This is a genomic window from Desulfoscipio gibsoniae DSM 7213, from assembly GCF_000233715.2.
Taxonomy (GTDB): Bacteria; Bacillota; Desulfotomaculia; order Desulfotomaculales; family Desulfallaceae; genus Sporotomaculum; species Sporotomaculum gibsoniae.
This window is the reverse complement of the sequence record NC_021184.1, coordinates 1,720,465-1,747,414: the sequence shown is the minus strand read 5'-3', so window position 1 is coordinate 1,747,414 and position 26,950 is coordinate 1,720,465. Positions and strand designations below refer to the sequence as shown.

At 48.4% G+C, this 26,950-nt stretch carries 15 protein-coding genes and 3 rRNA genes; 2 read left to right on the top strand and 16 right to left on the bottom strand.

Annotated elements, in window-relative coordinates; translation table 11 throughout:
- Window positions 1-24: 24 nt before the first annotated feature.
- From DESGI_RS08125 to DESGI_RS08110, 4 genes are all read right to left on the bottom strand, one after another.
- Window positions 25-2,256: an alpha-amylase family glycosyl hydrolase gene (locus tag DESGI_RS08125; protein WP_006524705.1), complete on the bottom strand. Its 2,232-nt coding sequence runs from the start codon at window positions 2,254-2,256 to the stop codon at window positions 25-27.
- Between the two features lie 240 nt (window positions 2,257-2,496).
- Window positions 2,497-3,411 (bottom strand): putative beta-lysine N-acetyltransferase, encoded by a 915-nt coding sequence (gene ablB / locus DESGI_RS08120; RefSeq protein WP_006524706.1) that lies wholly within the window; start codon window positions 3,409-3,411, stop codon window positions 2,497-2,499.
- Between the two features lie 13 nt (window positions 3,412-3,424).
- Window positions 3,425-4,699: a lysine 2,3-aminomutase gene (kamA, locus tag DESGI_RS08115; protein WP_006524707.1), complete on the bottom strand. Its 1,275-nt coding sequence runs from the start codon at window positions 4,697-4,699 to the stop codon at window positions 3,425-3,427.
- A 254-nt stretch (window positions 4,700-4,953) separates the two neighbouring features.
- Window positions 4,954-5,415 carry a hypothetical protein gene (locus tag DESGI_RS08110; protein ID WP_006524708.1) on the bottom strand — a complete coding sequence of 154 codons (462 nt, stop codon included), beginning with the start codon at window positions 5,413-5,415 and terminating at the stop codon, window positions 4,954-4,956.
- 337 nt (window positions 5,416-5,752) lie between these two features.
- Between DESGI_RS08110 and DESGI_RS26035 the strand changes: the two genes are divergently transcribed.
- On the top strand, window positions 5,753-5,878 hold the full coding sequence (locus DESGI_RS26035; protein ID WP_281168098.1) for a hypothetical protein: 126 nt from the start codon (window positions 5,753-5,755) through the stop codon (window positions 5,876-5,878).
- A 248-nt stretch (window positions 5,879-6,126) separates the two neighbouring features.
- On the opposite strand, the gene rrf is transcribed toward DESGI_RS26035, so the two are convergent.
- The 5 genes from rrf to DESGI_RS24495 all read right to left on the bottom strand — a co-directional run bounded on the left by rrf (window position 6,127) and on the right by DESGI_RS24495 (window position 12,602).
- Window positions 6,127-6,240 (bottom strand): 5S ribosomal RNA (gene rrf, locus DESGI_RS08105).
- Window positions 6,241-6,380: 140 nt separating this feature from the next.
- Window positions 6,381-9,460, bottom strand: a 23S ribosomal RNA gene (locus DESGI_RS08100).
- Window positions 9,461-9,676: 216 nt separating this feature from the next.
- A 16S ribosomal RNA gene (locus DESGI_RS08095) occupies window positions 9,677-11,207 on the bottom strand.
- Together the 16S, 23S and 5S rRNA genes form the textbook arrangement of a ribosomal RNA operon.
- 473 nt (window positions 11,208-11,680) lie before the next feature.
- Window positions 11,681-12,337, bottom strand: coding sequence for a sporulation protein YunB (gene yunB, locus DESGI_RS08090; RefSeq protein ID WP_006522378.1), 657 nt, complete (start codon window positions 12,335-12,337; stop codon window positions 11,681-11,683).
- 124 nt (window positions 12,338-12,461) lie between these two features.
- Window positions 12,462-12,602, bottom strand: coding sequence for a hypothetical protein (locus DESGI_RS24495; RefSeq protein ID WP_006522379.1), 141 nt, complete (start codon window positions 12,600-12,602; stop codon window positions 12,462-12,464).
- 160 nt (window positions 12,603-12,762) lie between these two features.
- Here DESGI_RS24495 and DESGI_RS08085 point away from each other — a divergent pair, with 160 nt between their 5' ends.
- Window positions 12,763-15,066, top strand: coding sequence for a transglycosylase domain-containing protein (locus tag DESGI_RS08085; RefSeq protein ID WP_006522380.1), 2,304 nt, complete (start codon window positions 12,763-12,765; stop codon window positions 15,064-15,066).
- Window positions 15,067-15,181: 115 nt separating this feature from the next.
- On the opposite strand, the gene DESGI_RS08080 is transcribed toward DESGI_RS08085, so the two are convergent.
- From DESGI_RS08080 to pheT, 7 genes are all read right to left on the bottom strand, one after another.
- Complete coding sequence (locus tag DESGI_RS08080; protein ID WP_006522381.1) at window positions 15,182-17,548, bottom strand: endonuclease MutS2; 2,367 nt, start codon at window positions 17,546-17,548, stop codon at window positions 15,182-15,184.
- A 46-nt stretch (window positions 17,549-17,594) separates the two neighbouring features.
- Window positions 17,595-20,129, bottom strand: a complete 2,535-nt coding sequence (locus DESGI_RS08075) for a U32 family peptidase (RefSeq protein WP_006522382.1) — start codon at window positions 20,127-20,129, stop codon at window positions 17,595-17,597.
- A gap of 94 nt (window positions 20,130-20,223) precedes the next feature.
- Window positions 20,224-21,180 carry a hypothetical protein gene (locus tag DESGI_RS08070; RefSeq protein ID WP_006522383.1) on the bottom strand — a complete coding sequence of 319 codons (957 nt, stop codon included), beginning with the start codon at window positions 21,178-21,180 and terminating at the stop codon, window positions 20,224-20,226.
- Between the two features lie 113 nt (window positions 21,181-21,293).
- On the bottom strand, window positions 21,294-21,986 hold the full coding sequence (locus tag DESGI_RS08065) for a DNA-3-methyladenine glycosylase (protein ID WP_006522384.1): 693 nt from the start codon (window positions 21,984-21,986) through the stop codon (window positions 21,294-21,296).
- Entirely contained in the window at window positions 21,986-23,707 is a 1,722-nt protein-coding gene (polX, locus tag DESGI_RS08060) for a DNA polymerase/3'-5' exonuclease PolX (RefSeq protein ID WP_006522385.1), read from the bottom strand. Before polX ends, DESGI_RS08065 begins: the two co-directional genes overlap by 1 nt.
- Before the next feature lie 208 nt (window positions 23,708-23,915).
- Window positions 23,916-24,182, bottom strand: coding sequence for a cell division protein ZapA (locus tag DESGI_RS08055; protein ID WP_006522386.1), 267 nt, complete (start codon window positions 24,180-24,182; stop codon window positions 23,916-23,918).
- Window positions 24,183-24,501: 319 nt separating this feature from the next.
- On the bottom strand, window positions 24,502-26,925 hold the full coding sequence (gene pheT / locus DESGI_RS08050; protein WP_006522387.1) for a phenylalanine--tRNA ligase subunit beta: 2,424 nt from the start codon (window positions 26,923-26,925) through the stop codon (window positions 24,502-24,504).
- Window positions 26,926-26,950 lie beyond the last annotated feature (25 nt).

The following is a 26,950-nucleotide window of genomic DNA, read 5'->3' as shown; positions in this document are numbered from 1 at the left end:
CCCGCCCTGAAGGGGCGGGGTAGTTCAGGCCTGCTGGTATTTATAGATAAATCCGCTGTAAGGAGGCAGCACAAAGTGCTGTGCCGGCATGTTATCGCTGATTATAATGCTGTCTGCGTCCAATGGATCTTTGTTACCAACAGGCGGTAGGTCGTCAATGTGATCAATGTCACCCAGTTTAATCCACCGCCCCGGGTCAAAATGAACATCCACGGGAACATCGTGCCCTTCAAAGTTAAGCATAACCAGCAATTGTTGGGAAGCATTGCCGCTGTTGGTTTTCCACCCAATAACCCTTTTTTTGCCGCCCTTGTTGTCGCTCATCCAAGGGCCTACCAGCCAGTTAAATTTACCTTCATCGATGGGATTATAACCGCTAAGCCTTAGCGCTTCATACCTTTTTCTAAGATTGATCAGAGCCTTCGCCCACTGGTAAAAGCTATTGTTGTCATCGGCATACTTACTCCACCTTACTTTAATCCTATTCCTCTCCCTCTCAACGCCATATTCCTGCCCCATATAGATCATTGGCTGTCCCAGGGCTACCATGGTGGTCATTAGCCCCAGGCGGGCTTTTCTTTCTTTAATTTTGGGGTCCTGCAAATATTCACCGCCGGTGGCCACCTCAAACTGAACGCTGTTTTCGTCATGGCTTTCGCAATAATTAATAACATTGTTGGTATGGGCTGCGAATCTGTCTTTGCTGAAATAAATCATGCTGCCCAGGTTATCCGTTCCATTATCTACCCCCTCGAATACCCCCTCGCGCAGCAAAGCCTTTACTTTATCATGAAAAAGATTGGACCATTGGGCATAGCCGTTATATCCTTCTATGTTTAGGTCTTTTTCATTGGGTAAGTTTTCAGCAATCAGAATAGCATCAAGTTTGAAACCCTTATCCTTAATTTCGTGGGCCAACCGGTGCAGCAATTTATGATTTAAAAAATAGCTGTGGGTGGCATCAAACCGAAAACCGTCAATATGGTATTCCTTAATAAACAGTTTACAGGAATCAATGAGCATGTTATCCACTTCGTCTTTTCCCGTGGCCACTTTATTGCCCCACATTGTCTTACCGGCAAAATAAAAGCCGCCATCACCGGACCCATCGTCAATGAGGTTCCATAAAGGATTAAAGTCGTTAGAGGTATGATTGAAAACCTGGTCCATAAGTACGGCAAGGCCGTGCCGGTGTGCTTCATTAATCATTTCCCTAAAATCATCGGGAGTACCAAAGTCTTTTTCCACAGCCATGAAGGTGCATGGCTCGTAACCAAGTCCTTGCTTCATCGGCACTTCTGCCGTAGGCATGAGTGCCAGCGCGGTTATACCCAGCTTATCAAAATAGCCGTTCTTGATACGGTGGGTTACTCCCTTAAATGTTCCCTGCATATCTTCGGGTATTTCGGGATCGTTATCAGTAAAACCATAAACATTTAATTCATAAAGAATCAAGTCCTTAATATCCGGAGTTCTCCATTCCTGATCGGTCCACTTAAATTTCGTCGGGTCTACCACCACGGCATTGCGATATTTATAATCATCACTAAACAACCTTGTATAGGGGTCGGTTACATAACGTTCATTTTCAACCGTACCGCCCTGGATATAAAACTTATATTCAATAGGGGAATCCGTATCAGGACTAATTCTGGCCAGCCAAATATTGGGTTGGTAGTAATAACCCTGATAGAGATCCATAGGAATAAATTTATCCGGCTGCGGTAGAGGATGCGCGGGGCACTGCCAATCGTTAAAATTACCAACCAGGTAGACTCTTGCCGCACGAGGATGAAAAAAGCCGAAAACAACAGTCCCATCCGTCAATGTATTCGCTCCCAGCATTGAGGTCATACCAAGACCGGAAACGTCAGTTTCGGGAAGATAAAAATTTCCTTTTGGGACAAGGTGGCTGATTCGGCGGTAATAATCTTTAATATTACCCACTGGGGATGCAGGTCGAACATTATAAATATTGTGTCTGTCCGACATGGACCAGATTTCTTCCCCCAGATGCGCGTGAAATGATCTGTTAAATTTGTCCTCTTCCCATGGAACGTCCTCCCCTTGGCCGTCCTTAAATATAAAGTTGAAACTGCTGCGGTTATAGGACAGGTCATAATAAACCCCAAAATCATCACTGCCGCTGGGAGCCACTTCCCTTTCCAAAGTAGCCCCGTCACTTACCCACACCCACATAATCGGCTCCAAGAAACCGTTTTTGTTATCGTAATGAATTTTAACCCTGTGGTGCATAGCAACCTCCCTTAGATTTTTATGGTATATATTTTCTGCTATTTTGCACCCTCTATACATATTGATATATTTATTAACTTGCCAACATTGGAGGAGACTCTGGGAGGATAAAGAAATTTTAATGCTGATATAATGTTAAGGTCTTAATCAAGTAACAATGCATAATTATACCCACATAGTTGTTTGAATAATGCTGAAACTTCGGGCAGTTATATCATCTATAGATATTTACGCATTTTGCTATATCTTTATATTCTTTACCCAGAGATTCATATCTTCATAGCGTCCGCCAATATGACAGTTGTTAATAAATCTCCCCTTATACTCATAACCAAGCCGACACAGGGCAGCATTCATTCCATAAGACCCGGCCCGGGCAAGACTATATAAGGCAGCGATTTTTTGGACCCACATCTCTTTTTCCAGCAGCATTATTAAGTTGCTTAGCAGTCCTTTTCCCCTGTGCTCCGGCAATGTGGCACAGTCAGTGATCTCAGAGTTGCGGTTTCGATGATCTACTTCCGCGGAAGCTGCGCTGACCAAAATATCACCAACAAACACCCCGTAAAAGGTAACATGAGTCTGCATTACATTATGTACATACTCAATATCAAGCAAAGGACTGGGATAACTACTAAATGTATTCCTATACAATTCCACCAATTCATTAACATGTTCATTACAAATTTTTCGGGCAGTATAGCCTTCTGGCAATTCATTGATGCTTTCCGGATTTTTTTCCTTCTGAATTTTTTTTAATAACTCTTCCTCCTGTTCGCAGTTCAAACTATAGGAGCGTTCGGGATTAGCGAAACGGGAATAACATAATGCATCTTCTCCCTGGAAAAAAGCCGGAATGACTCCCTCCAGGACATAACCATGATTGTTTAACGCAATATCTTCTGTACCCCGAACGTAAAATATAATTTTACCCGATCGATTCATAGAGGCAGCCTCTTCGAGATAACATAGCACCTTTTTCCAATCATGCACCGTATAATCTAAAACCTTTAAGCGTTCATTGGTATGATCAATTAAAATTTCAATATAATTACCATCATTATCATTTTCTATAATCTTTTCATTAACGTACTCCCCCCTGTTACAGCTGCAGCAGGCTCGTTCCGTGGCTTCATGTGTAACCAGTCTTTCCATGTTACTTCCCCTTTCAGTTGCATCCTTTAATATGCTGAAGACGGCGCTTTTCTCTGATATTTCCCTTAGGTATCAAACTTATTTTGTTACCGGCAAACAATTTTTCCAGTCCAATTGGGTCAATTTTCCTTAAACGTTCACAATTGTCACAATCCACGCAGGATTTACCCTTCTCAGACGGTTCCGGATAAGCACAGACCACCCCTTCGTAATTCCGGAGCAAAACCTTTTCCTCTGACTGGGAGATCAAATACTGCGGAGCAACCGGAATTTTACCGCCTCCACCGGGAGCGTCAATTACATAGGTCGGCACTGCCAGGCCGGATGTATGCCCGCGTAAAAGTTCTATGATTTCTATCCCCTTGGCTATCGAGGTGCGGAAATGTTCAATCCCGGAGGATATATCACACTGGTACAAGTAATAAGGCCGTACGCGCATTTTCAAAAGTTGATGCATCAAATCTTTGATGACATAGGGGCAGTCGTTTACTCCTCTCAGTAAAACAGTTTGGTTACCCAAAGGTACACCTATATCCGCCAAACATGCGCAAGCGTCCCTCGCCTCGGGGGTGATTTCTTGTGGATGATTAAAATGAGTATTCAGCCAAACAGGATGGTATTTCTTAATTATTCTACAAAGATTCTCTGTAATACGCTGCGGCATTACTACCGGCGTACGCGTTCCAATGCGAATAATTTCCACGTGATCAATCTGCCGCAGGCTTTTCAATAAAAATTCCAGGTGATCGTCATTAATACAAAGGCTGTCTCCCCCTGAAAGCAGTACATCCCGGATCACCGGAGTTTGCCGGATATAATTCAACGCGTCCTCCAACTTCCGCATGGGGCGCTGTTGGTCGTGGACGCCTGCAAAACGTCTTCGCGTGCAATGACGGCAATACATGGAGCACTGGTCTGTAATAAGCAGCAGTACCCGGTCAGGATAGCGATGGGTAATGCCCGGCACCGGAGAATCTACATCTTCGTGCAAGGGGTCTTCCATCTCATGTTCTCCATCCTGCATCTCCATGGACAGCGGTACCGCTTGTTTCCTCACGGGGCAGTCCGGATCATCCGGGTCCATTAGCGAGGCATAATAAGGAGTAATGGCCATGCGAAGGGTAGACAGGGAGCGTTTGATGCCTTCCCTTTCATCCGGTTGGAGGTGAACTACTTGTTCCAGTTCATCTAAGGATGTTATACGGTTTGTTATTTGCCAACGCCAATCCTGCCAATCCTTAAGGCTGACATTTTCCCAAAGAGGTATTTCTCTGTAATCCCGCTGCATATGCATCCCCCTTAATTTGTTGCCCATTATTACTATTACTATTACTAAACATTACACGGTTCATACCCGCATGAGAGACGAAACTTTAAAACCGAAAGTGATAGCTCTATCTTTTATCCATCAGGCAATACAGTCATCTCTCCAATAAATAATTAAGCACTCCCCTGGCACATAACCAAGGGAGTGCATTCCGGCAACGACCACCAAGTTTTTCCTACTATATTTATTTTAAAGCCAAAACGGAGCAGCCATATTTATATGTCTTTATTAACTAAACGACGTTGGAAATACACAAAAACTGGTAAAGGAATGATGATCCAGCCAAAACTTTTGATAAGGTTATTCTTAGCTCTGTTAACTTGCCTTTCCTTCTCCATTAACACCATTGCATCGTATTGTTGTTTTAGCTCTTCTTCCGTCAGGTTTACTTTTTCATCTGTCTCTATACCAGTACGGGGTTTTTCGCTATCAAAACGTTTAAACTCCTCAAAAGTTTGGTAGTAGGGAACAGGTGAGACTATATCAGCAACCGCCATAAAAGCACCTACACTTCCTCCGATGGTCATCATCAATGTAGCAAATAGCACCAAATATATATAAACATTTTTAATCACGTCTTTCTCCCCCTTGTCCGTTTCAACTTTAAGCCCAGTGACTATAAAAACGATAAAAACAACAACCACTACTGCTCCCACACCAATTAACGAAAACATCATTTTTAAAACCTCGTCTTTAGCTCTATATTTATTATTTAAACCCCTTTAAACCATAATACACTATTTAGGCAACTAATTGTTAATAAATATTTAAAATGTCTGGTGCTTCCCATACCTCTCAGCTTTTGTGGAGGTCGATTTTATTCAACTGCAATTGTTAACCTCATACATATATTAGGTTTACAATGTTTATATACTTTGGTAATATTAAAAATAAAGAGATTCTTATCAATCAATTGTTAACCCTTACCTTATATGTAAGTTTACATTTTTAATTTGCAGCAGGAGTTAGATACGCTATGCAAGCAATTAAATTAGTAACCGAGGAGGAAGCTCTTTGCTAAAAAAATTAAGTGCAGAAGGAACGGTCGGGTTACCCATAAATGAACAAGATGCACTTGAGCTTGCATATGCTCCAAGACATGGGATTAGTTGGTATATAAACATGGACTTAAAAATCTAAATGTCAACAAGTTAATTTCTTCGAGGTCGTTGGTTCTTGGGCTTCTTTTCTTTTTAAACGACTTACTCGAAAAGCGACATTCGTTCGGATATCTCATAACTATCGATACAATGTCTTTTTACTGGATATCAATAAATACAACTGGAGATATGAACCCGGGGTTTCAGGCTAGTTTAAGTAAGTTTAAGCCTGACCCCACAGCAAACAACCCCCCCGGCACAGAACCAGGGGGGGGTGTTTAAAATTAATTCCGGCAACGACCTACTCTCCCAGGGACAAGCCCAAGTACCATCGGCCTTGAAGAGCTTAACTTCCGTGTTCGAGATGGGAACGGGTGTATCCTCTCCAGTATGGTCACCGGAAAACTTTATAAAATTGTCAGGAGCTTAAGTTAATTTTTTAGGTGCCTGGCACCTTTTTGTTAACTTATTGTTCCCTCAAAAATGCACAGCTTAGCAAGTTTTATTATCATCAAGTAATGCTATTATTGACTACCGAAAATCAGGTCAAGCCCTCGACCTATTAGTACCGGTCCGCTGCACACATTGCTGTGCTTGCACGCCCGGCCTATCTACCTGGTAGTCTACCAGGGGTCTTACTCCATTAACTGGATGGGAAACCTTATCTAGAGGGGGGCTTCGCGCTTAGATGCCTTCAGCGCTTATCCCGTCCGGATTTGGGTACCCAGCGCTACCGCTGGCGCGATAACTGGTACGCCAGTGATCCGTCCATCCCGGTCCTCTCGTACTAGGGACAGCTCCTCGCAAGTTTCCTGCGCCTGCGACGGATAGGGACCGAACTGTCTCACGACGTTCTGAACCCAGCTCACGTACCGCTTTAATGGGCGAACAGCCCAACCCTTGGGACCTACTACAGCCCCAGGATGCGATGAGCCGACATCGAGGTGCCAAACCTCCCCGTCGATGTGGACTCTTGGGGGAGATAAGCCTGTTATCCCCGGGGTAGCTTTTATCCGTTGAGCGACGGCTCTTCCACGCGAATGCCGCCGGATCACTAAGCCCGACTTTCGTCCCAGCTCGACTTGTTTGTCTCGCTGTCAAGCTCCCTTCTGCCTTTACACTCTGTGCGCGCGATTTCCAACCGCGCTGAGGGAACCTTTGGGCGCCTCCGTTACCTTTTGGGAGGCGACCGCCCCAGTCAAACTGCCCACCTGACACTGTCCATAGAGCCGATTCAGGCTCTGGTGTTAGAATTTCAATATCACAAGGGTGGTATCCCAACGGTGGCTCTGCCAAAACTGGCGCCCTGGCTTCTCAGCCTCCCACCTATCCTGTACATGCAATACCAAAATCCAATGTCAAGCTGCAGTAAAGCTCCACGGGGTCTTTCTGTCCTGTCGCAGGTAGCCGGCATCTTTACCGGCATTACAAGTTCGCCGAGTCCCTCGTTGAGACAGCGCCCAAATCGTTACGCCTTTCGTGCGGGTCGGAACTTACCCGACAAGGAATTTCGCTACCTTAGGACCGTTATAGTTACGGCCGCCGTTTACTGGGGCTTCGGTTTAAAGCTTCGCTTGCGCTAACCTCTCCCCTTAACCTTCCAGCACCGGGCAGGCGTCAGCTCCTATACGTCATCTTGCGATTTAGCAGGAACCTGTGTTTTTGGTAAACAGTCGCTTGGGCCTTTTCTCTGCGACTCCTTCATGCTCCATCTGGTTAGATTTCACACTAGCGGAGTACCCCTTCTCCCGAAGTTACGGGGTCATTTTGCCGAGTTCCTTAACGAGGGTTTTCTCGCGCGCCTTAGGATTCTCACCCCACCTACCTGTGTCGGTTTGCGGTACGGGCACCTTATAGCCTCGTTAGAGGTTTTTCTTGACAGTTTGGGTGCAGCCACTTCGCTACTTGTTTTCGCTCCCCATAACCTCTCAGGCTTTATGAACTGCGGTTTTGCCTGCAGTTCGCCCTACGGGCTTGGACGCGCTTTTCCAACCGCGCGCTTGGCTTGCCCTCCTGTGTCACCCCATCCTAATAGCGGCTTTAAGGTGGTATCGGATTCTCCACCGATTGTCCATCGCCTACGCTTTTCAGCCTCGGCTTAGGGCCCGACTTACCCTGGGCGGACGAGCCTTCCCCAGGAATCCTTAGGTTTTCGGCGGGCAGGATTCTCACCTGCCTTTGCGCTTACTTATACCGGCATTCTCACTTCCCATTAGTCCACTACTCCTTACGGTATAGCTTCAATCCAATGGGAACGCTCCCCTACCCAGTCTGTGAAATTATCAACAGACCCTTGTTTACGCGCTTTAGCCCTTGGGGCATTTGGCCGTAAATTTCTTTTTTATTTTTTATTGATATTTACGGCAAAAATGTTTTGCGCTGTATATCTGGGTGTATTGATAATTTCACAGTCTGCCGCAGTTTCGGTATCGTGCTTGAGCCCCGTTACATTTTCGGCGCAAGGTCACTTGACCAGTGAGCTATTACGCACTCTTTAAATGGTGGCTGCTTCTAAGCCAACATCCTGGTTGTCCGGGCAACCTCACATCCTTTGCCACTTAGCACGATTTAGGGACCTTAACTGGCGGTCTGGGCTGTTTCCCTCTCGACTACGAATCTTAGCACCCGCAGTCTGACTCCTGTACTTTAATAGCCCGGCATTCGCAGTTTGATTGAGTTCGGTAACCGGTGAAGGCCCCTAGCCCATTCAGTGCTCTACCTCCGGGTATTTTGTACAAGGCTAGCCCTAAAGCTATTTCGGGGAGAACCAGCTATCTCCGGGTTCGATTGGCATTTCACCCCTACCCACACCTCATCCACCGCCTTTTCAACGACGGTTGGTTCGAGCCTCCACGAAATGTTACTTCCGCTTCACTCTGGACATGGGTAGATCACCCGGTTTCGGGTCTACTTCAGCGTACTACGTGCGCCCTTTTTAGACTTGCTTTCGCTGCGGTTGACGGCCTTTGTCAGCCTTAACCTGGCACGCTAAATGTAACTCGCCGGTCCGTTCTACAAAAAGTACGCCATCACACGTTAATTGTGCTCTGACTGATTGTAAGCGTACGGTTTCAGGTTCTGTTTCACTCCCCTCCCGGGGTGCTTTTCACCTTTCCCTCACGGTACTTGTGCGCTATCGGTCGCTAAGGGTATTTAGCCTTGGAAGGTGGTCCTCCCTGATTCCCACGGGGTTTCACGTGTCCCGCGGTACTTGGGATGCTCTCTAAACTCGTTGCCTTTTCGCCTACAGGGCTGTTACCTTCTGTGGCCCGCCGTTCCTGGCGGGTTCGGCTAAGGCTATTAGTCCGTTATGAGAGTCCCGCAACCCCTATTTTGCACGCAAAATAGGTTTAGGCTGGCCCCGGTTCGCTCGCCGCTACTTGGGGGTTCTCGGTTGATTTCTGTTCCTCCGGCTACTTAGATGTTTCAGTTCACCGGGTGCCCTTCTTATGCCTATGGATTCAGCATAAGATGTTACCTCGTTACTGGTAACGGGTTGCCCCATTCGGAGATCTACGGGTCTATGCCTGCTTGCGGCTCACCGTAGCTTTTCGCAGCTTACCACGTCCTTCATCGGCCCTTAGCGCCCAGGCATCCACCGTACGCTCTTGTTAGCTTGACCTTTTGGTCTCGGCGTCTTGTGTTTTTACCTGTGCTTTATTTATACTTGCTTGCTTTCGCTGTGCAGTTTTCAAGGAACGTTTTTTTGAGAGATTAGTCATAAATAGTTGGTGTAAACACCAACTATTTATTGGGTCCCTCAAAACCAAACAGTGCTTTAGAGATGTCCGACCTAGGATTATCGAGGTTCGTATTCGAACTTCGAGTTTCTCCTTAGAAAGGAGGTGATCCAGCCGCACCTTCCGATACGGCTACCTTGTTACGACTTCACCCCAATTACCGACCCCACCTTCGACGGCTGTTTCCTTACGGTTAACTCACCGGCTTCGGGTGTTGCCAACTTTCGTGGTGTGACGGGCGGTGTGTACAAGGCCCGGGAACGTATTCACCGCAGTATGCTGACCTGCGATTACTAGCGATTCCGACTTCATGCAGGCGAGTTGCAGCCTGCAATCCGAACTGGGACCGGCTTTATCGGGTTCGCTTCACCTCACGGCTACGCTTCCGTCTGTACCGGCCATTGTAGTACGTGTGTAGCCCAGATCATAAAGGGCATGATGATTTGACGTCATCCCCACCTTCCTCCGTTTTGTCAACGGCAGTCCCTTTAGAGTGCCCATCTCTACATGCTGGCAACTAAAGGTAGGGGTTGCGCTCGTTGCGGGACTTAACCCAACATCTCACGACACGAGCTGACGACAACCATGCACCACCTGTCTTCCTGTCTTCCGAAGAAGAAAACTGTATTTCTACAGCGATCAGGAGATGTCAAGACCTGGTAAGGTTCTTCGCGTTGCGTCGAATTAAACCACATACTCCACCGCTTGTGCGGGCCCCCGTCAATTCCTTTGAGTTTCAGCCTTGCGGCCGTACTCCCCAGGCGGGGTGCTTATTGCGTTAACTGCGGCACTGGGGGGGTCGATACCCCCAACACCTAGCACCCATCGTTTACGGCGTGGACTACCAGGGTATCTAATCCTGTTTGCTACCCACGCTTTCGCGCCTCAGCGTCAGTTACAGGCCAGGGAGCCGCTTTCGCCACTGGTGTTCCTCCCAATATCTACGCATTTCACCGCTACACTGGGAATTCCACTCCCCTCTACTGCACTCAAGCCCGACAGTTTTAGAAGCAGGCTATCAGTTGAGCTGATAGGTTTCACTTCTAACTTGTAGAGCCGCCTACACGCCCTTTACGCCCAGTAATTCCGGACAACGCTTGCCCCCTACGTTTTACCGCGGCTGCTGGCACGTAGTTAGCCGGGGCTTCCTCCAAAGGTACCGTCACTTTCTTCTTCCCTTTGGACAGAGTTTTACAATCCGAAGACCTTCGTCACTCACGCGGCGTTGCTCCGTCAGGCTTGCGCCCATTGCGGAAGATTCCCCACTGCTGCCTCCCGTAGGAGTCTGGACCGTGTCTCAGTTCCAGTGTGGCCGGTCGCCCTCTCAGGCCGGCTACCCATCGCTGCCTTGGTAGGCCGTTACCCTACCAACTAGCTAATGGGACGCGGACCCATCCAGTAGCGGTTTGCACCTTTCTTCATCGAACTATGCAGTTCAATGAACGTATCCGGTATTAGCACCAGTTTCCCGGCGTTATCCCAGGCTATTGGGCAGGTTATCCACGCGTTACTCACCCGTCCGCCACTAGGTTTAGCTAAAAGTAAACTTTCGACTAAACCCCGTTCGACTTGCATGTGTTAAGCACGCCGCCAGCGTTCGTCCTGAGCCAGGATCAAACTCTCCATAAAAGTTTATTGTTCGGGGATGTTCTCCTGCTTGTTAGGCCTGGTTGAACCAGACGCAGGACTGTCCCCGTTTATTTCATAGAGTTTAATCTTTGCTCGCTTTAATGAATTACTCGTTTCTTGCGTTTGCTATTAGCTTGCGCTTTTAGCTTTGCTTGACGAGGTTTGGTTTGTTGAACTTATCGTCCAACTTCCATCTCTTTGCACTGTTTAGTTTTCAAGGACCGCTTATATCTGTCGCTCAACTTGGCGACGCTATTAATTATATCGCTTTTGACTCATGATGTCAACACTTTTTTCTAATCAACTTCATGGTTTGCCTTGCGGCTCACAGCGACTTTTATATATTAACAGTTACACACCCCACTGTCAATACTTTTTTAACCACCATATAAGGTATTATTATTTTTTTATCGAATCTTATACACTGTTAAATACATTTTTAATGCTATTTTTTCTATAATTCTCACCAGCTACTACTTGCCATCTACCCCTAATATACCTCCCGGTATGTTAATTACAGCTTCAGGGACATCCCCCACAATAATGCTTTCCGCCACGGGCACCTTGGTCGCAACTTTAACCTCACCGCTATGCAGCGGTATTACCACCCGCACCATTGTACTAAAATCCAAGTATATTTTATGCCTGGTCTGATTAATACCGGCCTGTTCAAAACGGTCCAATACATTTACGCTAACTGTACCCATTGGATGAATATTAATTTTAATATGTGGTCCCATGTCAGCAAAAATATAACTGCCTAATAGCTGGCCCATAGGCACAGATATTTGTTTCGCGTTCAAACCCTGCAATTTCTCTTGCACTTCTAATGTAATATCAGCGGAAACCCGGTTTATCCATACTGTATTGGCCTGCATTAAAGCCACTCGCCCGTTATAATCCCGGTGCACGGTAATGAAATCCTGATAATCAATATCGCCGCCGGATACTTCTTGTTGCACAGTCTGATTAATTACGGCCACAGCCATCTGGGTTGCTTCTATCTCGGCAATGGAAAAAAGAGTAGGGCGCACCCGCGTATCCAAGAAAAAATAGATCGTTAACATTAAAAAAAATAATGATACAATAAGGAATAATTTTTTAAAGGGTCTTCTTTTTTTAAACACCATTTCACCCCCAGGATACCAGGAAGCAGAGCAACCGTCCCCTTGCTTCCCCCCGCTTCGAATGGTTATGTTATATCTATATGGATCAGACGCAAAAAAAAAACCGAATATTTTCGGGGTAACCAGTTCAAAGTACCGCACCATATTTAATATGTAAAGGTTCACCCGTTTTTACTGATCTGTTAAGCTTGGTAATCAACTCTTCTTCAGGCACTATTTCAACGACGCCTCTTTTAATTATTTCCATCTGTTTATCAACGCTGAGCATTTTATCAATAACTCCTTTCCATTGCCTCAATTTGTAAATTATATCAAATATACAATATCAGTTACAAGGTGCCAATTTCTGTGCTAATACTTTTGTTAGTATTATGTTATAATTGCGTTGAATAAACTGATGTAGAATTCCCTAAGGGAGGGAATATTATTTGACCACAAAGAAAAAACGTAAAAAAAGAAAACTTAATCCCACCAGGCTTACATTGCTTGTATTGCTAGTATTTTTTTTAATCTCGGCCTGCGCTGCTGCAGGACTGCTAGTGATAAGTTTAAAAGATCTGCCTGCATTTAATGAAAAGAACTTAATACCGGCCACCACCACCCAGATATATGACAACAATGATAAACTAATTACCCAAATTGGTGTCGAGAATCGGATCCAAGTTTCATTAAGCCAGATCCCGTTACATGTCCAAGAAGCTTTTTTAGCCGCTGAGGATCATTTATTTTATGAGCACCACGGAATTAGAATTGAAGCTATTGCCCGTGCCGCTATTAACGACGCGATGCATATTTTTGGCGCGGACCGCAATTTCCAGGGCGGCAGCACTATTACCCAGCAATTAGTTAAATTATCATTTTTAAACCCGGAAAAAACCATTAAAAGAAAGATTCAGGAAGCTATCCTGGCTCTTAAAATGGAGAACAGGTACTCCAAAGAAGAAATTTTAGCCATGTATCTTAACCGGATATATTTTGGTGAAGGGGCTTACGGCATACAGGCCGCGGCCCAAACTTACTTCGGCAAGGATGCCGGTGATTTGACGATAGCCCAGGCCGCCTTGCTAGCAGGACTGATCAAATCACCCAACAATTATTCACCCTATCAAAATTTTGATGTGGCCATGTCACATCGCAACCAGGTCCTGGATAACATGTACCAATATGACTTTATTAACGAAGAAGATTACCAACAGGCCAAGGCCGAGGAATTTGAATTAAAAAATAGTGATCCCAATGTTAATAAGTACCCCTATCCATTTTTCGTGGATTATGTAACCGAGCAACTGGTAGAGCAGTTTGGCGAAGAAAAAGTATTTAAAGGTGGATTGAAAGTATACACTACCCTTGATCCGCAAATTCAAACCTACGCGGAAAAAGCAATGGCCAACCAATCCAATTTTCCGGCCTCCCAGAGGGATAGCAATGATGTGCTACAACCCCAGGGGGCTATGGTGATTATGGAGCCCAAAACAGGTCAAATTAAAGCGTTGATAGGAGGCCGTGAACACACCCATCAAAGATCGCTGAACAGGGCCACTATGTCTCCGAGACAGCCCGGTTCGGCCATTAAGCCAATTTTGGCTTACGGCCCGGCCATTGACCAAAAGGGTATGGGACCAGCCACTGTCATTAACGATGCACCGGTGACTTATAGTAGTTACGGCAATTATGCACCGCGTAACTCAGGGGGCGGCTACCGGGGCTTAATAACCCTGCGCACTGCACTGACCCATTCAGTAAATATTGTGGCTGTCAAACTCTTAATGGATCACGTAAAAATTTCCAATGCTGTTGAGTTTGCTGCCCGTATGAACATTAACATTGAGCCAACGGGACCTGCCATAGCGCTGGGCGGTCTAACGTATGGGGTAACCCCGCTGGAATTAACGGCAGCCTACGCTGCCTTTGCCAACCTTGGAGTTTATAACAGCCCTGTTTCTATATTACGGGTGGAGGATTATAACGGCACTACCTTATTTGAAGCAGAACCTGCCCCCCGCAGGGTCATGAAGGAAACCACTGCCTATTTAATGACCGATATGATGAAATCGGTTGTCCAATACGGTACCGGCACCGGCGCGCAAATTGGGCGCCCGGCAGCCGGTAAAACAGGTACCACCGATGAGGGCAAGGATATATGGTTTGCCGGCTATACGCAGGATCTAGTAGGGGTGGTCTGGATCGGGTACGACATTCCTGTAAAGATGCCCCAAGATTATGGGGGCACCTATCCCGCTAAAATATGGCGAGAAGTTATGAGTCAGGCGCACCAAAGGATTCCGTCTCATGATTTTATCAGGCCGCAGGGCATAATATCAGCCACCGTGGATAGTAAATCAGGGCTTAGACCCGGTTCCAATACACCGCCGGAACATATGGTAACTGATCTTTTTGCATCCGGTACCGAACCGACCAAATACGACGATACGCATGTATTAGTTGAAGTGTGTGCCACCTCGGGCTTATTACCCAACGAGTATTGCCCGGAGAGAATCACCCGGGTAATGCTGAAGTCGTCGTATGCATCGCCTTCAACAGCGGATTACAATATGCGGGTACCAACTAAAATATGTGATGTACACGGAGTCGATGGTTTAATTAATCCGGAAGAAGATGATGGGGATGATTCAAAGGATAATAGTGACGAAAATGATAGGAATAACGATAGGAATAATGGCAGGGATAACGGTAGGAATGATGATGATCGACCGGTAAATACGAATGATTGATTACCGCGGTCGTTTTAAACCAATAACGAGACTGTAGATAATTTTTTAAGTAAAAAGTTTATGGATAAACCCTTAACCCAACCCGGGTTAAGGGTTTATTATGCTATACTATGCTTTATTTTAATTCAACAACTGTTACCCCGCTGCCTCCCTCACCCTGTTCACCAAGGCGAAATGTTTTGACCCGGTGGTGCTCCTTTAATAACTTTTGCACTGCGGAACGCAGCGCTCCAGTGCCTTTGCCGTGCACCAGCTGCACCAGCGGCAGCCCGGCCACACAGGCATCGTCCAGGTATTTTTCCACCTCGGCCAGCCCTTCATCCACACGCATACCACGCATGTCCAGACGGGGAGATATATCCCTGGCCTTTTGCTGTACCAGCTGGCCAACGCCTGTGCGCCGTGGCCGGGCAGTCTCTTTTGTCGCAGCCCGGCGCAGCTCCTGGCGGGCAATGGTCATTCTAATCATGCCCACTTGCACCTGCACCTGGTCATCCTGACCCGGTGCCTCCAGCACCACCCCCCGCTGCCCGTATTTAGGTATAAAAACTTCATCCCCCGGTTTTACATTGGTCACGGCTTCAGTGGGATGTTCGTAAGCATTCTGAGGTGCTTTAGCATCAATTTTCAACTGCAATTGCTTGAGACACTGCCTGGCGTTACTTATCGATTGTTCCCGGTTGTGGGTCGTTTGCTCTTTCAACGCAGCCCGCAGCTCTTCAACCAATTGTTCAGCTTCTAGCCTGGCCTTTTTAACCATTTCCCTGGAATCGGCCACTGCACGGGTAATTATCTCATCTTTGCGCTGACGTATTTTTTCTGCCAGTTCCATATATTGTTCCCTGTATTGCTCAGCTTCACGACGGATTTTTTCCGCCTCAGCCTGCTCCTGCTCAGCCTGAACGCGAGCATTTTCCAATTCCCGCATCAAGTCGGCAACCTGCACCTGCTCCTCGGTAAGAAACCCCCTGGCCCTCTGAATTACAGATTCATTCAGTCCCAGGCGCAGTGCTATTTCAAAGGCATTACTGCGGCCGGGGCGTCCAATTAACAGACGGTAGGTAGGCCGTAATGTTTGAGAATTGAACTCCACACTGGCGTTTTCCACCCGCTCGTTAGCAAAGGCATAACTTTTTAACTCCCCATAGTGAGTAGTAGCCACTACTTTGGCCCCCTGCTGCCGCAGCTGATCCAAAATAGCACGGGCCAAGGCAGATCCTTCGGTGGGGTCGGTACCCGCACCCAGCTCATCCAGCAGCACCAGGCTTTTATTGCCGGCCTTTTTCAATATATTAACAATATTGATGGTGTGTGATGAAAAAGTGCTCAGGGATTGTTCAATGCTTTGTTCATCACCAATATCAGCAAATACCTGGTCAAACATACCAATTAGCGTACCATCTTCCGCAGGCACATGCAATCCCGAGTGGGCCATAAGCACCAACAAACCCACAGTTTTAAGGGAAACCGTTTTGCCGCCGGTATTAGGTCCCGTAATCACCAGCATGTCGAATGCTTCGCCCAACTGAATACTGATGGGCACAGCCTTCACCGGCAGAAGGGGATGCCTGCCCTGCCGGATGTCCAGTTTGGCCTCTGTTGCAATACATGGTGCCCAGGCATCCAGGCTCTCGCTATAGCGGGCTTTGGCCATAATAAAATCAAGTCTGGCCAGATTCTCCAGGGCATAAAGCAACTCTTCAGCCTGTCGGCCCACTGCAGCAGAAAGCTCCGTTAAAATACGGGTTACCTCCTGCTTTTCTTCTGCCATGAGTCCACGTACTTCATTGTTGGCCTCAACTACCGGCATTGGCTCAATGAATAGGGTAGCCCCGCTGGCTGACTGGTCATGCACGATACCAGGTAACTGGGATCGATATTCTTGCTTGACAGGTACCACGTAACGACCTTCACGCATGGTCACAATAGGATCCTGCAAATATTTTTGATAGCTGGTTGACCGAATGATTTCATTTAACCGGTCTTTGATCCTCTGCTGTGCCGACGCCAGCCGGCGCCTGATATTAAACAACCGCTCCGAAGCCCGGTCCAACACTTCACCGCCGGGAGCTATGGCAGAGGCAATCATCTTTTCCAGATCTTTAAAACTTCCTAATCCCATTGCTATTTCATTTAAACGGGTGTAACTGTCTTGCCTCTCGCTAAAAAAGTTTTTAATCTGCCTGCAGGCCGTGAGGGTTTGCAGTACATGCCACAACTCCTGGGGATCCAAAAGGGCTCCCCGCTCACAACGGCGTGCCTGCTGACGAACATCATTCCACCCTCCCAGCCGCGCGGTGGGGTCCAGGCGCAAGAGCTCCCTCCCCTCAGTGACTTCCTCAAGGGCGTTAACTATCTCATCCCGGTTACTGAATGGGACCAGATCACCAATCAGCTCCCGGCCAGGTGTTGATACCGCAAATTCAGCTAATTTCTCCTTTACCCGGTCAAATTCCAGCCTTTTTAAATTGCGTTCGTCCATAATCTCTCCCTGCTTAAATATGACTGTAATATAAACCAGACACTTTTTAATCCATTACTCCCCTATAATAATGCCCCCGGGTAAAACCCGGCCCCCCTTCCACCAGTTTTTGCATCATAGCCTGCAAATCCGGCAGGCGATCAGGGTAGCTGCGCAGGCTGTCCAAAACTTGCCTGTATGCCTTAACCGTACGCGCTACGTAATTTTCATTATCCCGGCGGGCCTCAATTCTCAGCACAGCAGGTCTCGCTTGCACTAAATAAGGAAGGGTGTCCAAAAGGCACAGCTCCCTGGAATTAAATATGTGCATCAGGCAATGCTGGTCTGTTTCCACAGGAAATATCACTCCTTTACGATCCAGCAGTGCAAATGATGCATCGCGGCACCGTACTGAGCAGGTAGTGTCTTCACCCTTGCCGCCAAGGACGCTGCCCACCGCGCAATATCGAGACACCATCAGCGGTAATGCGCCATGCACGATAACCTCGGTTTCCACCGGGGAGTGGTCAACCAGGTGTTTGATTTGTTCCCCGGTAAGCTCGGTGGATAAGGTAACCCGCTCAATCTCATGTTCCTTTAAAAACGTCACACTCTGTCGGTTAAACACATTCAGCGAAAAGTCAGTGACCAGGGGCAAACCGGTCAATTGGCGCAGTATGGGCAGCCAACCATAGGAGGCAATCATTATACCATCCGGCTCTGTTGCCAGTAAAGATTTTAGAAACGGTAAATATTGTTTTATCTCCCGGTCGTGGGCAATACGGGGGGTGGTTAGATAAAATTCAACCCCGGCATCACTACATAATCGCCTGGCCTGTTGAATTTCAGCTGCAGTAACATTGCTCCTGCTCCTAAAGCGGTCGCCGCTGAAGTAAACCAGCCCAGCACCGCTATTAACCGCAGCCCGCACCTCCGGCGCACCACCCACCGCAACAGCCAGCACCGGGAATTGGGCGGACCACTCACTTTCCTTCTCACCCAATACAACAGATAGCTTATTTTCAATTGAAGCAGCAGACAGAGGCGCCGGTTTGCGTAACGCTGCCCTGGTCGCTGCTAACTGTTCTACCACCCGCCGGCGCACATCGTTTATCTCCCTAACCGGGATCATTATATTATCACCCAAGTCACATACCAGTTTATTTAGCCCGAAAGGTGTGTTACCCAGCCGGTCCAATTGTTCGGTTAAAAATTCCTCTGTCAGCGGCCTTTTTTGAGCAATCTCGGTCACAGTATTGGTGGCGGCACGGGCAGTAACCCCTTGCGGGTCAGCCGCTTCCAATATCATTGGCTCGCCCAAGCGGGCCCGCACCTTGAAATCAAGCGGTATGCGCCGCGTTTCCCGGCTGGAGGAATACGTCTGTACAGCACTTTCCATCAACTGCACATCATGAGTCTTAAATACCCTGTCCCCGGGCCGAATATGTCCATCCAAACTAAGCACCGCCACTTCACCAGCACCAGCGAATGAAGTCTTTTTTCCGCCCACGAATATTTGGTTTATCTCAGTGCCTACGCGGCCTCCCCGGGTCACCCACACTTCTACACCGTCACCCACCCTGAGCGGGGCCTCCAGTTCTATTTCCGCCCGCATAGTCTCGCGATTATAAGAACGCACCCGGCCAAGCCTCACACCCCGGTTGTTGGGTCGTTTATAGCTCATTAGATCCCGGCCCGGCACACCTAAAAAATAACCCGTGGTAAAGTCACGGTTAAAAATCTGGGCCAGCTGCCCAACTTCTTCACCGCTTACGTCGTACTCTCCACCTCCGGCTGCCCGGTCAATTAAAGAGCGGTATATCCTGGTCACTGTGGCCACATATTCGGGGCGCCTCATTCTTCCCTCTATTTTAAAAGAATCGATACCAGCTTTAATTAATTCCGGAATATGAGGGCTGATATTTAAATCCCGCGGGCTTAGCAGGTAATCCCCCACCTTTTCGTAATCAGCCACCGGCTTTCCCCTGTCGTCCACCAGGCGGTATTCAAGACGGCAGGGCTGGGCACACCGTCCCCGGTTGCCACTGCGCCCTCCGATCATGCTGGACATCAGGCACTGCCCGGAATAGCATACGCAAAGGGCACCGTGGACGAATGTTTCCACTTGCACACCCGCCCTTTTGCGTATTTCCCGCACCGAGTCCAGATCCAGCTCCCTGGCCAGTACAACGCGACTAATACCCGCTTCCCGTAAAAACGCAGCACCAGGCACATTATGTGCCGTCATCTGGGTGCTGGCGTGCAGTTCCAGCTCAGGTATCACCCGCCGGGCAAGCCGAATCAGCCCCAGATCCTGCACAATAACAGCATCGGCACCTGCATTGTAAACAGTATGCAAAAAGCGAACGGCCTCCCTTAGCTCTGTGTCGGCCAGTAATATATTCACTGTTACATAGATTTTTACGCCACGCACATGGGCATATTCTACAGCCCTGGCCAGTGCATCATCGTCAAAATTGTCCGCGCTGTGGCGGGCGTTAAAACGCCTGCCACCCAGGTATACAGCGTCCGCACCGTTTTGCACCGCCGCCACCAGCGCATCCCAACTACCCGCCGGCGCCAGTAATTCCGGTTTTCTCATGATAAATTCTGCTCCTTGCTATTAGTGAATACATTTTCACCACACCGCCGGCACTTACTCAGGTCAAGGTTTAACTGTCATAAAGGGCACAAGGCTAACTAATGCGTTTATGCCTGGTTAACCCCGAACAAGGTACAATTTCCACGCCCTTTTCCTCCAGGCCATCCAACAGCAGATTCATGCCCAGCGAATCGCTGGCCATATGCCCGGCAATGATTACATTAACGTGGTTCTTTTCGGCTTCCTTGCGGTGTTTTTCACCTATGTGCATAACCAAAAGCGTACCCACCCCTGCCTGAGACAGTTTGCCATAGGCGTCTTCCGAACCGCCGGTCCCGCCTGTCATATCCACCAGTATTTTACCGGCACGTCGGCTTTTGCTCCCCACAACAATGGTTGGACCAGTGTTATATTTGGCGGCCTCTGCGTATTCAGGTATTTTTTTAAGAATTTTGAGTATATCGCCCAGGGTATCGGGTTTTTCTTTATCCATTAGTTCCTGCAAGTAACTGGTCACCTGGTTGTCCGCCACTGTATGGGCGGACATCAGCGGTATACCAAGAATCCTGGCCACATCCACCGCTCGGTTGTGGTTAATGGGCAGTAAACCGCGCTTAACCTCATTAATGCGGGATACCATAATACCCTCGGCTACATTTATGGGCACGCCGAACTGGGCCAATATATCCTCCTGCAAATGCATAACATCGTACAGCGCCGCCAGCGCTTTACCTTCCGGGTGATGAGACATGATTAAATCTATTTTGGACCCTTTATCCCCCAGGCGATCCGCCAGCAGCACTTCACCCACTTCTATATCAATCCCTACCAGCATACGCCGCACTTCCGTTTCCGGGTCACCGTAAAGCACCCGGGTATCACTATAGGGATTTGACAGGCGATCAGTATCAAAGTCCTTTTTTTCATCTTCCTTTAAATCATCATATTGCTTTTTGGCCTGGGACAACTGCCGGGTAACCGCTTCGGATCCACGGGGATCCCTCTCCATACCCCTGGTCACTACATACTGGTATATTTCGCTTATCTTCATTATTACCACTTCCTCTTTAAATATTTTACGCCCGTTCTCCCAGGCTCATAAACAAATAACCTTCTACAGCGAATATATAATATGCAAAACAAATCGTCTATGCAAGTATATGACTACTTCCTGGACACATACCCATTATTTTGCAAATAGAAGCGCAGCGGTAGTTCCGCCCCCTCCTTGATACCAATGCGAGTGGTGGTCACAATGGGCGCATCTGCATCACCAGGGCAGATATATAAATCACCCATCGTCAGATCCCGTCGGTTATGCTCCCGGGCAATGCCCATGGCCTGTGTCAATTTAGCCGGACCGGAACATAGCTCCCTGGTGTTTTGCCGGCCCCGCCGCCCCTGCATCAATGGTATCCCCACCAGGGGTTCCAATGCCCGCACCAACACCGCCTCGCCAACTCCTTCGGAAGCGGAAACAACATTAAAACAATAATGCATTCCGTATGTAAAGTATACATAAGCGTAACCTGGAGGCCCAAACATTACGCTATTGCGAGGCGTCATCCGCCGGGCCGCGTGGCAGGCCGGGTCGCCCTGTAAATACGCTTCGGTTTCCACGATTTTCCCGGCCGTAGTGCCTTCCGGGGTGCGGTGCACCAGTATACAGCCCAGCAGCTCACGGGCTACGGTAACCGTATCCCGATCGTAAAAATCCCGGGGTATTGTACTGTTTAAATTCAAGACACCCGTCACCGGCAATGGTTTGCCCGCCCGAACATTGTTTTTCCAAGCGGACGATTTTGCAGACCTGGCCTTGGGTCTTATCTCATTATTTGAACGATTTGTTTTAACCATTAATGCAACACCTGCAACAATTCAGGCAGCGGCAGAGTATTCAGCACATGCCGCGGTTCCAGCCAGGCCCGCCGGGCCACAGATACGCCGTAAACCATTTCATCCATGCGTTTTAAATCATGAGCGTCAGTATTGATAGCCACCCGCACACCGCTTTCCCGCGCCAACTGGACATAATATTCATTTAAGTCCAGCCGGTCCGGAGATGCATTAATCTCCAACACCTTGTTATGGCGGGCAGCAGCCTCGATAATTTCCTCCACGTCCACAGCGTAAGGTTCCCGGTAACCCAGCAGCCGTCCCGTGGGATGGCCGATGATGTCCACGTACTTATTCTCAACAGCTGCCATAATGCGCCCGGTTATAGTATTCCGGTCCTGTTTGAAGCCGCTGTGCACCGAAGCCACCACTACATCTGCCTGGGCCAGTACATCGTCAAGCTGGTCAAGTTTTCCTTCTGACAAAATGTCCACTTCCACCCCGGTTAGTATATAAAAATCCTCCCATTGCTTGTTCAGCGCGCGAATAGTTTCAAATTGATCCATTAATCTTTCCGCAGACAACCCCCTGGCTATTTTCAAACTTGGAGAGTGATCGGTGACAGCCATGTACAAGTATCCTTTTTCCCTGGCTCTCAGGGCCATTTCTTCAATACTGCCCAACCCATCGCTCCAGCTGGTATGTATGTGTAAATCACCACGTATATCAGCTAATTCCACCAGGCGTGGCAGCCTGCCACCTGCGGCGGTGTTAATCTCACCATTATTTTCTCGTAGTTCGGGTACCACATATTGCAGGCCCATCAGCCGGTAGAAGTCCTCTTCATTGCTAATCCTGGCCGACCGGCCATCCCGGCGGGAAACAAGGCGGTTGCGCCCCAACCGCCAGCCCCGCTGCCAGGCCAGCAGCTGCAACCGTCGCAGATGGGACTGGCTGCCGGTGGTCCAGAGCAGAGCCGGCCAATATTGTTCCTCGGTCAATGCCACCAGCTCCACCGGCACCCCCCAGCGACTGGCTGCCCGCACCCGACCGGGCTCACGCCACATTACTTCCCCCAGTGCCGGGTGCCTGATAAATGACTCCACGATATCCTCTGCATCTTCGATATTGCGGACCACCGCCAAAATATCTACACTGTGGACCAGCTCCGCCCAGCGTCTAATATCCCCACTCACTGTAACCTTCTGCACATTAGCCAGCTGCTCCAGATACTCAGATAATTCCGCCGCCAGTTCCCGGGCCGCTCCCAGTGGCAGTTGATGGGACTTCTTCTTCAAACGTCCGATATTCCGGACAATACTACTCTCTGTTTTAGTGCCCATACCGGGCAAATTCCGCACCTTCTTGCTCCGGGCCGCCTGCTCAAGCTCGGCAATGGAGGTTATCCCCAGCCGTTCATAAAGTAGTTTGGCCCGTTTGGGCCCCAAACCGGGCAAGGCCATTAAATCAAGTACCGTGGCCGGTATCTCCTGTTTTAGCTCCTTGTGTAGTCTGCATTCGCCGTTCTTCAACATTTCACCGATTTTGGCTATGGTATTCTTCCCTAAACCAGGGACATTTTTTAATTCACCGCTGGCATAAAGGTCTGCCACAGGCTTATCAAGGCCAATGATGGCCCGGGCTGCCCGCCGGTAGGCTCTGGTTTTAAAAAAGTCTTCGCCCTTAAAATCCAACAAATCAGCAATTTGATAAAAGGCCCAGGCAATTTCCACGTTTCTCATTCATAAGCCTTTCCTTTCTTATCCTGACCTGTACATAAAGATAAACCACAAACACACTTAATCTCTCTTAGGTAAGATGCATTAATTAATATATCCGTACTTTCAACACCTGGTGCCGGCAAGCGTAAATTAACCTTCCCGGCCAAAATTAATTTGCCCCGAAAAATATAAAAAAACTCATGAAGCCCGCTCCATGAGTACATGGGTCCTATTTTTTTTGTTTGCTTTCGGGTTCCAAAATATGCACCAGGTTTTCATATTCTTCGCGTAAAGTAAACAGTTCTTCAGTAATATTAAGCGCTACTAAAACCGCGGCCTTATACAAAGAGAGTCTGGGATTACGCCGGATGACTTGTTTTATCTTCTCATCCACATGCCGGGACATTTTAAACATATTCTCCGGTGCGGCATCTCCCTTTAAAGTATATCGTACTCCGTTAATTTCCACATCCACCCGGTTCTGCTCATCTGACATGGTAGGCCTCCCCAGTAATGATCAGGCACATTTTGTAATTATTTCGTCATATATTCGCTTATTCCTGCTGTCAAATATTATATTTTTAACTTTTTTATCCGCACCGCGCAAACAAGCTGCAGAAGTTAACCCACATGAACAAAACGAGAAAACGGGCAGCGGCCTGCAACTGCAACATTTCTAAGCCACTGCCCGTTAAGCTATATATCAAACCATAGCGACCTGCTGTCAAATAAAATTAGTTACTGATTTCCAAGCTATGAAATATTACCGGCTCACTACCGTTTATTTTAAGGTATGCTCCAATTATCCTTGCACTCTATTTCCTTAAAACTGCCCCGAAATCCCTTTGCAGGGCATCCATAATGGTATCCGTTCTTTTTGCAACTTCCTCATCGGTAAGGGTGCGGTCCCCAGCCTGAAACTTTAACGCAAAGGCCATGCTGTGCTGACCCGAAGCAAACTGCTCACCGCGGTAAATATCAAATACCTGCACATCACGTAAAATAGCGCCGCCCGCCCGGTAAATTTTTTCAATTATCTTTTGGGCCGGTATATCCTGCCGCACCACCACGGCCAGATCCCGCTCCACACCGGGAAACTTGGGCAATGGCTGATATTTTTTAGGCGTACCCGCAACCTGAGTAAGCCGGTGGAAGTTAAGCTCCATCACCATCACTCTTTGATCCAGGTCATAGTTTTCCTGCACATCGGGATGCAGTTCACCAATTACGCCCAGTTCAACATCACCAGCTTGCACGGTAGCAACCCGCCCGGGGTGAAAACCCTTGATATCAGCAGCGGGAACGTAAGTTACATCCTTTACCCCAACATAGGCCAGCAGTGTTTCCAGAACACCTTTCAGGAAATAAAAGTCCATCGGCACGGGCTGAGCATTCCAACCGCCCCGAGTAACCCCGATGACTGCCGCGGCCAGTACCGGCACTTCTTCAGGCAGGGGTTCCCCTTCCCGTGGATAAAACACCCGGCCCAGCTCAAAAACAGCGCTATTCTTGACCCGGCGATTACTATTACGCTGCAGCACATCAAGTAAACCGGGGAACAGCAGCGTACGCATGACGGCCTGCTCTTCACTCAGCGGGTTTTGCAAAGGCACTACATTACGGTATGGGCTATCCTCCGGTAGTCCCAGACGGTCAAATACTCGAGTATTGATAAAACTATAGGTAATTATTTCATTAAACCCGCTTCGAGCCAAAAAGTCTTTTACACCAATGGCCAACTTCTGGGCATATGTCCGGGCCCCCTGGGTAATTACGCCGGTGGGCAAGGTATTTTTTACTCTGTTATATCCATACAGACGGGCCACTTCCTCTATCAGATCGGCCTCGATACCAACATCAGGCCGGTGACCGGGCACATTCACCAGTAGTCCATGATCATCCTCCCGCACTTTAAAATGCAAGCGGGTCAGTAACTGGCTGATTTCGGCAGCTGATAATTCAGTATCCAAAAGCCGGTTCACCCGGTCCGGGCGCACCAGCACGTTTTTTTCCGCCAAAGGCGCGGGGTAATTATCTACCACCATAGCCGCTACCTGGGCCGCCCCCATCTGCGCGAGCAGTGCGGCGGCCCTGTCGGCAGCCCGCGGGCAGCCCGTAAGGTCAATACCCTTTTCAAAACGGGAAGATGATTCAGAGCGTAAACCTAAATCCCGGGAGGTACGTCTTATACTGGCGGGCTTAAAATACGCCGATTCCAGCAAAACTGCTGTGGTATCCTTCGTTACCTCAGATTCCAAACCACCCATTACGCCGGCCACCGCCACCGGGCCGTTGGGGTCGGTAATGACCAGCATATCCGGGGCCAGTTTTCTTTCCGCCTTGTCAAGGGATATAATAATTTCGCCCGGAGCCGCCCGGCGCACAATGATATGACCGTCTTTCAGCTTATGGTAATCAAAGGCGTGCAATGGCTGGCCCATTTCCATCATTACATAGTTGGTCACGTCCACAACATTGCTAATGGGCCGCACACCGGCCGCCCGCAAGCGCTGCTGCATCCAGGTGGGCGAGGGCCCCACCTGAACATTTTTCAGCAGCCGTGCTACATAACGAGGACATAAATCGGGATCATCAATATCCACCCGCACGCTGTCCTCAGGTCCGGGCGGGGTTTCAGAAAATTGCATAGCAGGCATTTTCAATGGCTTTTGTAATATGGCCGCCACTTCCCGGGCCACACCCAGCATGCTCATACAGTCCCCCCGGTTAGGAGTGAGTTCCAGTTCGAGTATGACATCATCCAGACCGATTAAAGGCTTAACATCCACACCAATGGGCGTGTCGGCAGGCAAAATCATAACACCGTGCTGCTGCTCTTCCGGCAGCATATCCGGGTCCAGACCCAACTCCCCGCCGGAACAAAGCATGCCCCGGGATTCCACCCCGCGCAGCTTGGCCTTTTTGATGGTCAAGCCGCCGGCTAGTTTGGCACCCACTACGGCCACGGGTACTACATGCCCTTCCCGGACGTTGGGGGCTCCGGTAACAATCTGGGTTTGCTCCTCCCCACCCAACGTCAACTGGCAAATCACCAGCTTGTCCGCGTTAGGGTGCGCATCTATTTTAATTATTTTACCTGTGTAAACCTTTTCAATGCCCTTGCCGGGCTCTTCCATAGCCTCCACCGCCAGGCCCGCCAAAGTAAGCGACTCGGCCAGCTCAGCGGGTGAAACATCTATATCCACATATTCCTGCAGCCATTTAAAGGAAACGCGCAAAGTTTATACCTCCTCATATCTGAAT

Coding starts and splice junctions, on each gene's coding strand:
- DESGI_RS08125 (WP_006524705.1), bottom strand. CDS start 2,256: ATGCACCACAGGGTTAAAATTCATTACGATAACAAAAACGGTTTCTTG.
- ablB (WP_006524706.1), bottom strand. CDS start 3,411: ATGGAAAGACTGGTTACACATGAAGCCACGGAACGAGCCTGCTGCAGC.
- kamA (WP_006524707.1), bottom strand. CDS start 4,699: ATGCAGCGGGATTACAGAGAAATACCTCTTTGGGAAAATGTCAGCCTT.
- DESGI_RS08110 (WP_006524708.1), bottom strand. CDS start 5,415: ATGATGTTTTCGTTAATTGGTGTGGGAGCAGTAGTGGTTGTTGTTTTT.
- yunB (WP_006522378.1), bottom strand. CDS start 12,337: ATGGTGTTTAAAAAAAGAAGACCCTTTAAAAAATTATTCCTTATTGTA.
- DESGI_RS24495 (WP_006522379.1), bottom strand. CDS start 12,602: ATGCTCAGCGTTGATAAACAGATGGAAATAATTAAAAGAGGCGTCGTT.
- DESGI_RS08080 (WP_006522381.1), bottom strand. CDS start 17,548: ATGGACGAACGCAATTTAAAAAGGCTGGAATTTGACCGGGTAAAGGAG.
- DESGI_RS08075 (WP_006522382.1), bottom strand. CDS start 20,129: ATGAGAAAACCGGAATTACTGGCGCCGGCGGGTAGTTGGGATGCGCTG.
- DESGI_RS08070 (WP_006522383.1), bottom strand. CDS start 21,180: ATGAAGATAAGCGAAATATACCAGTATGTAGTGACCAGGGGTATGGAG.
- DESGI_RS08065 (WP_006522384.1), bottom strand. CDS start 21,986: ATGGTTAAAACAAATCGTTCAAATAATGAGATAAGACCCAAGGCCAGG.
- polX (WP_006522385.1), bottom strand. CDS start 23,707: ATGAGAAACGTGGAAATTGCCTGGGCCTTTTATCAAATTGCTGATTTG.
- DESGI_RS08055 (WP_006522386.1), bottom strand. CDS start 24,182: ATGTCAGATGAGCAGAACCGGGTGGATGTGGAAATTAACGGAGTACGA.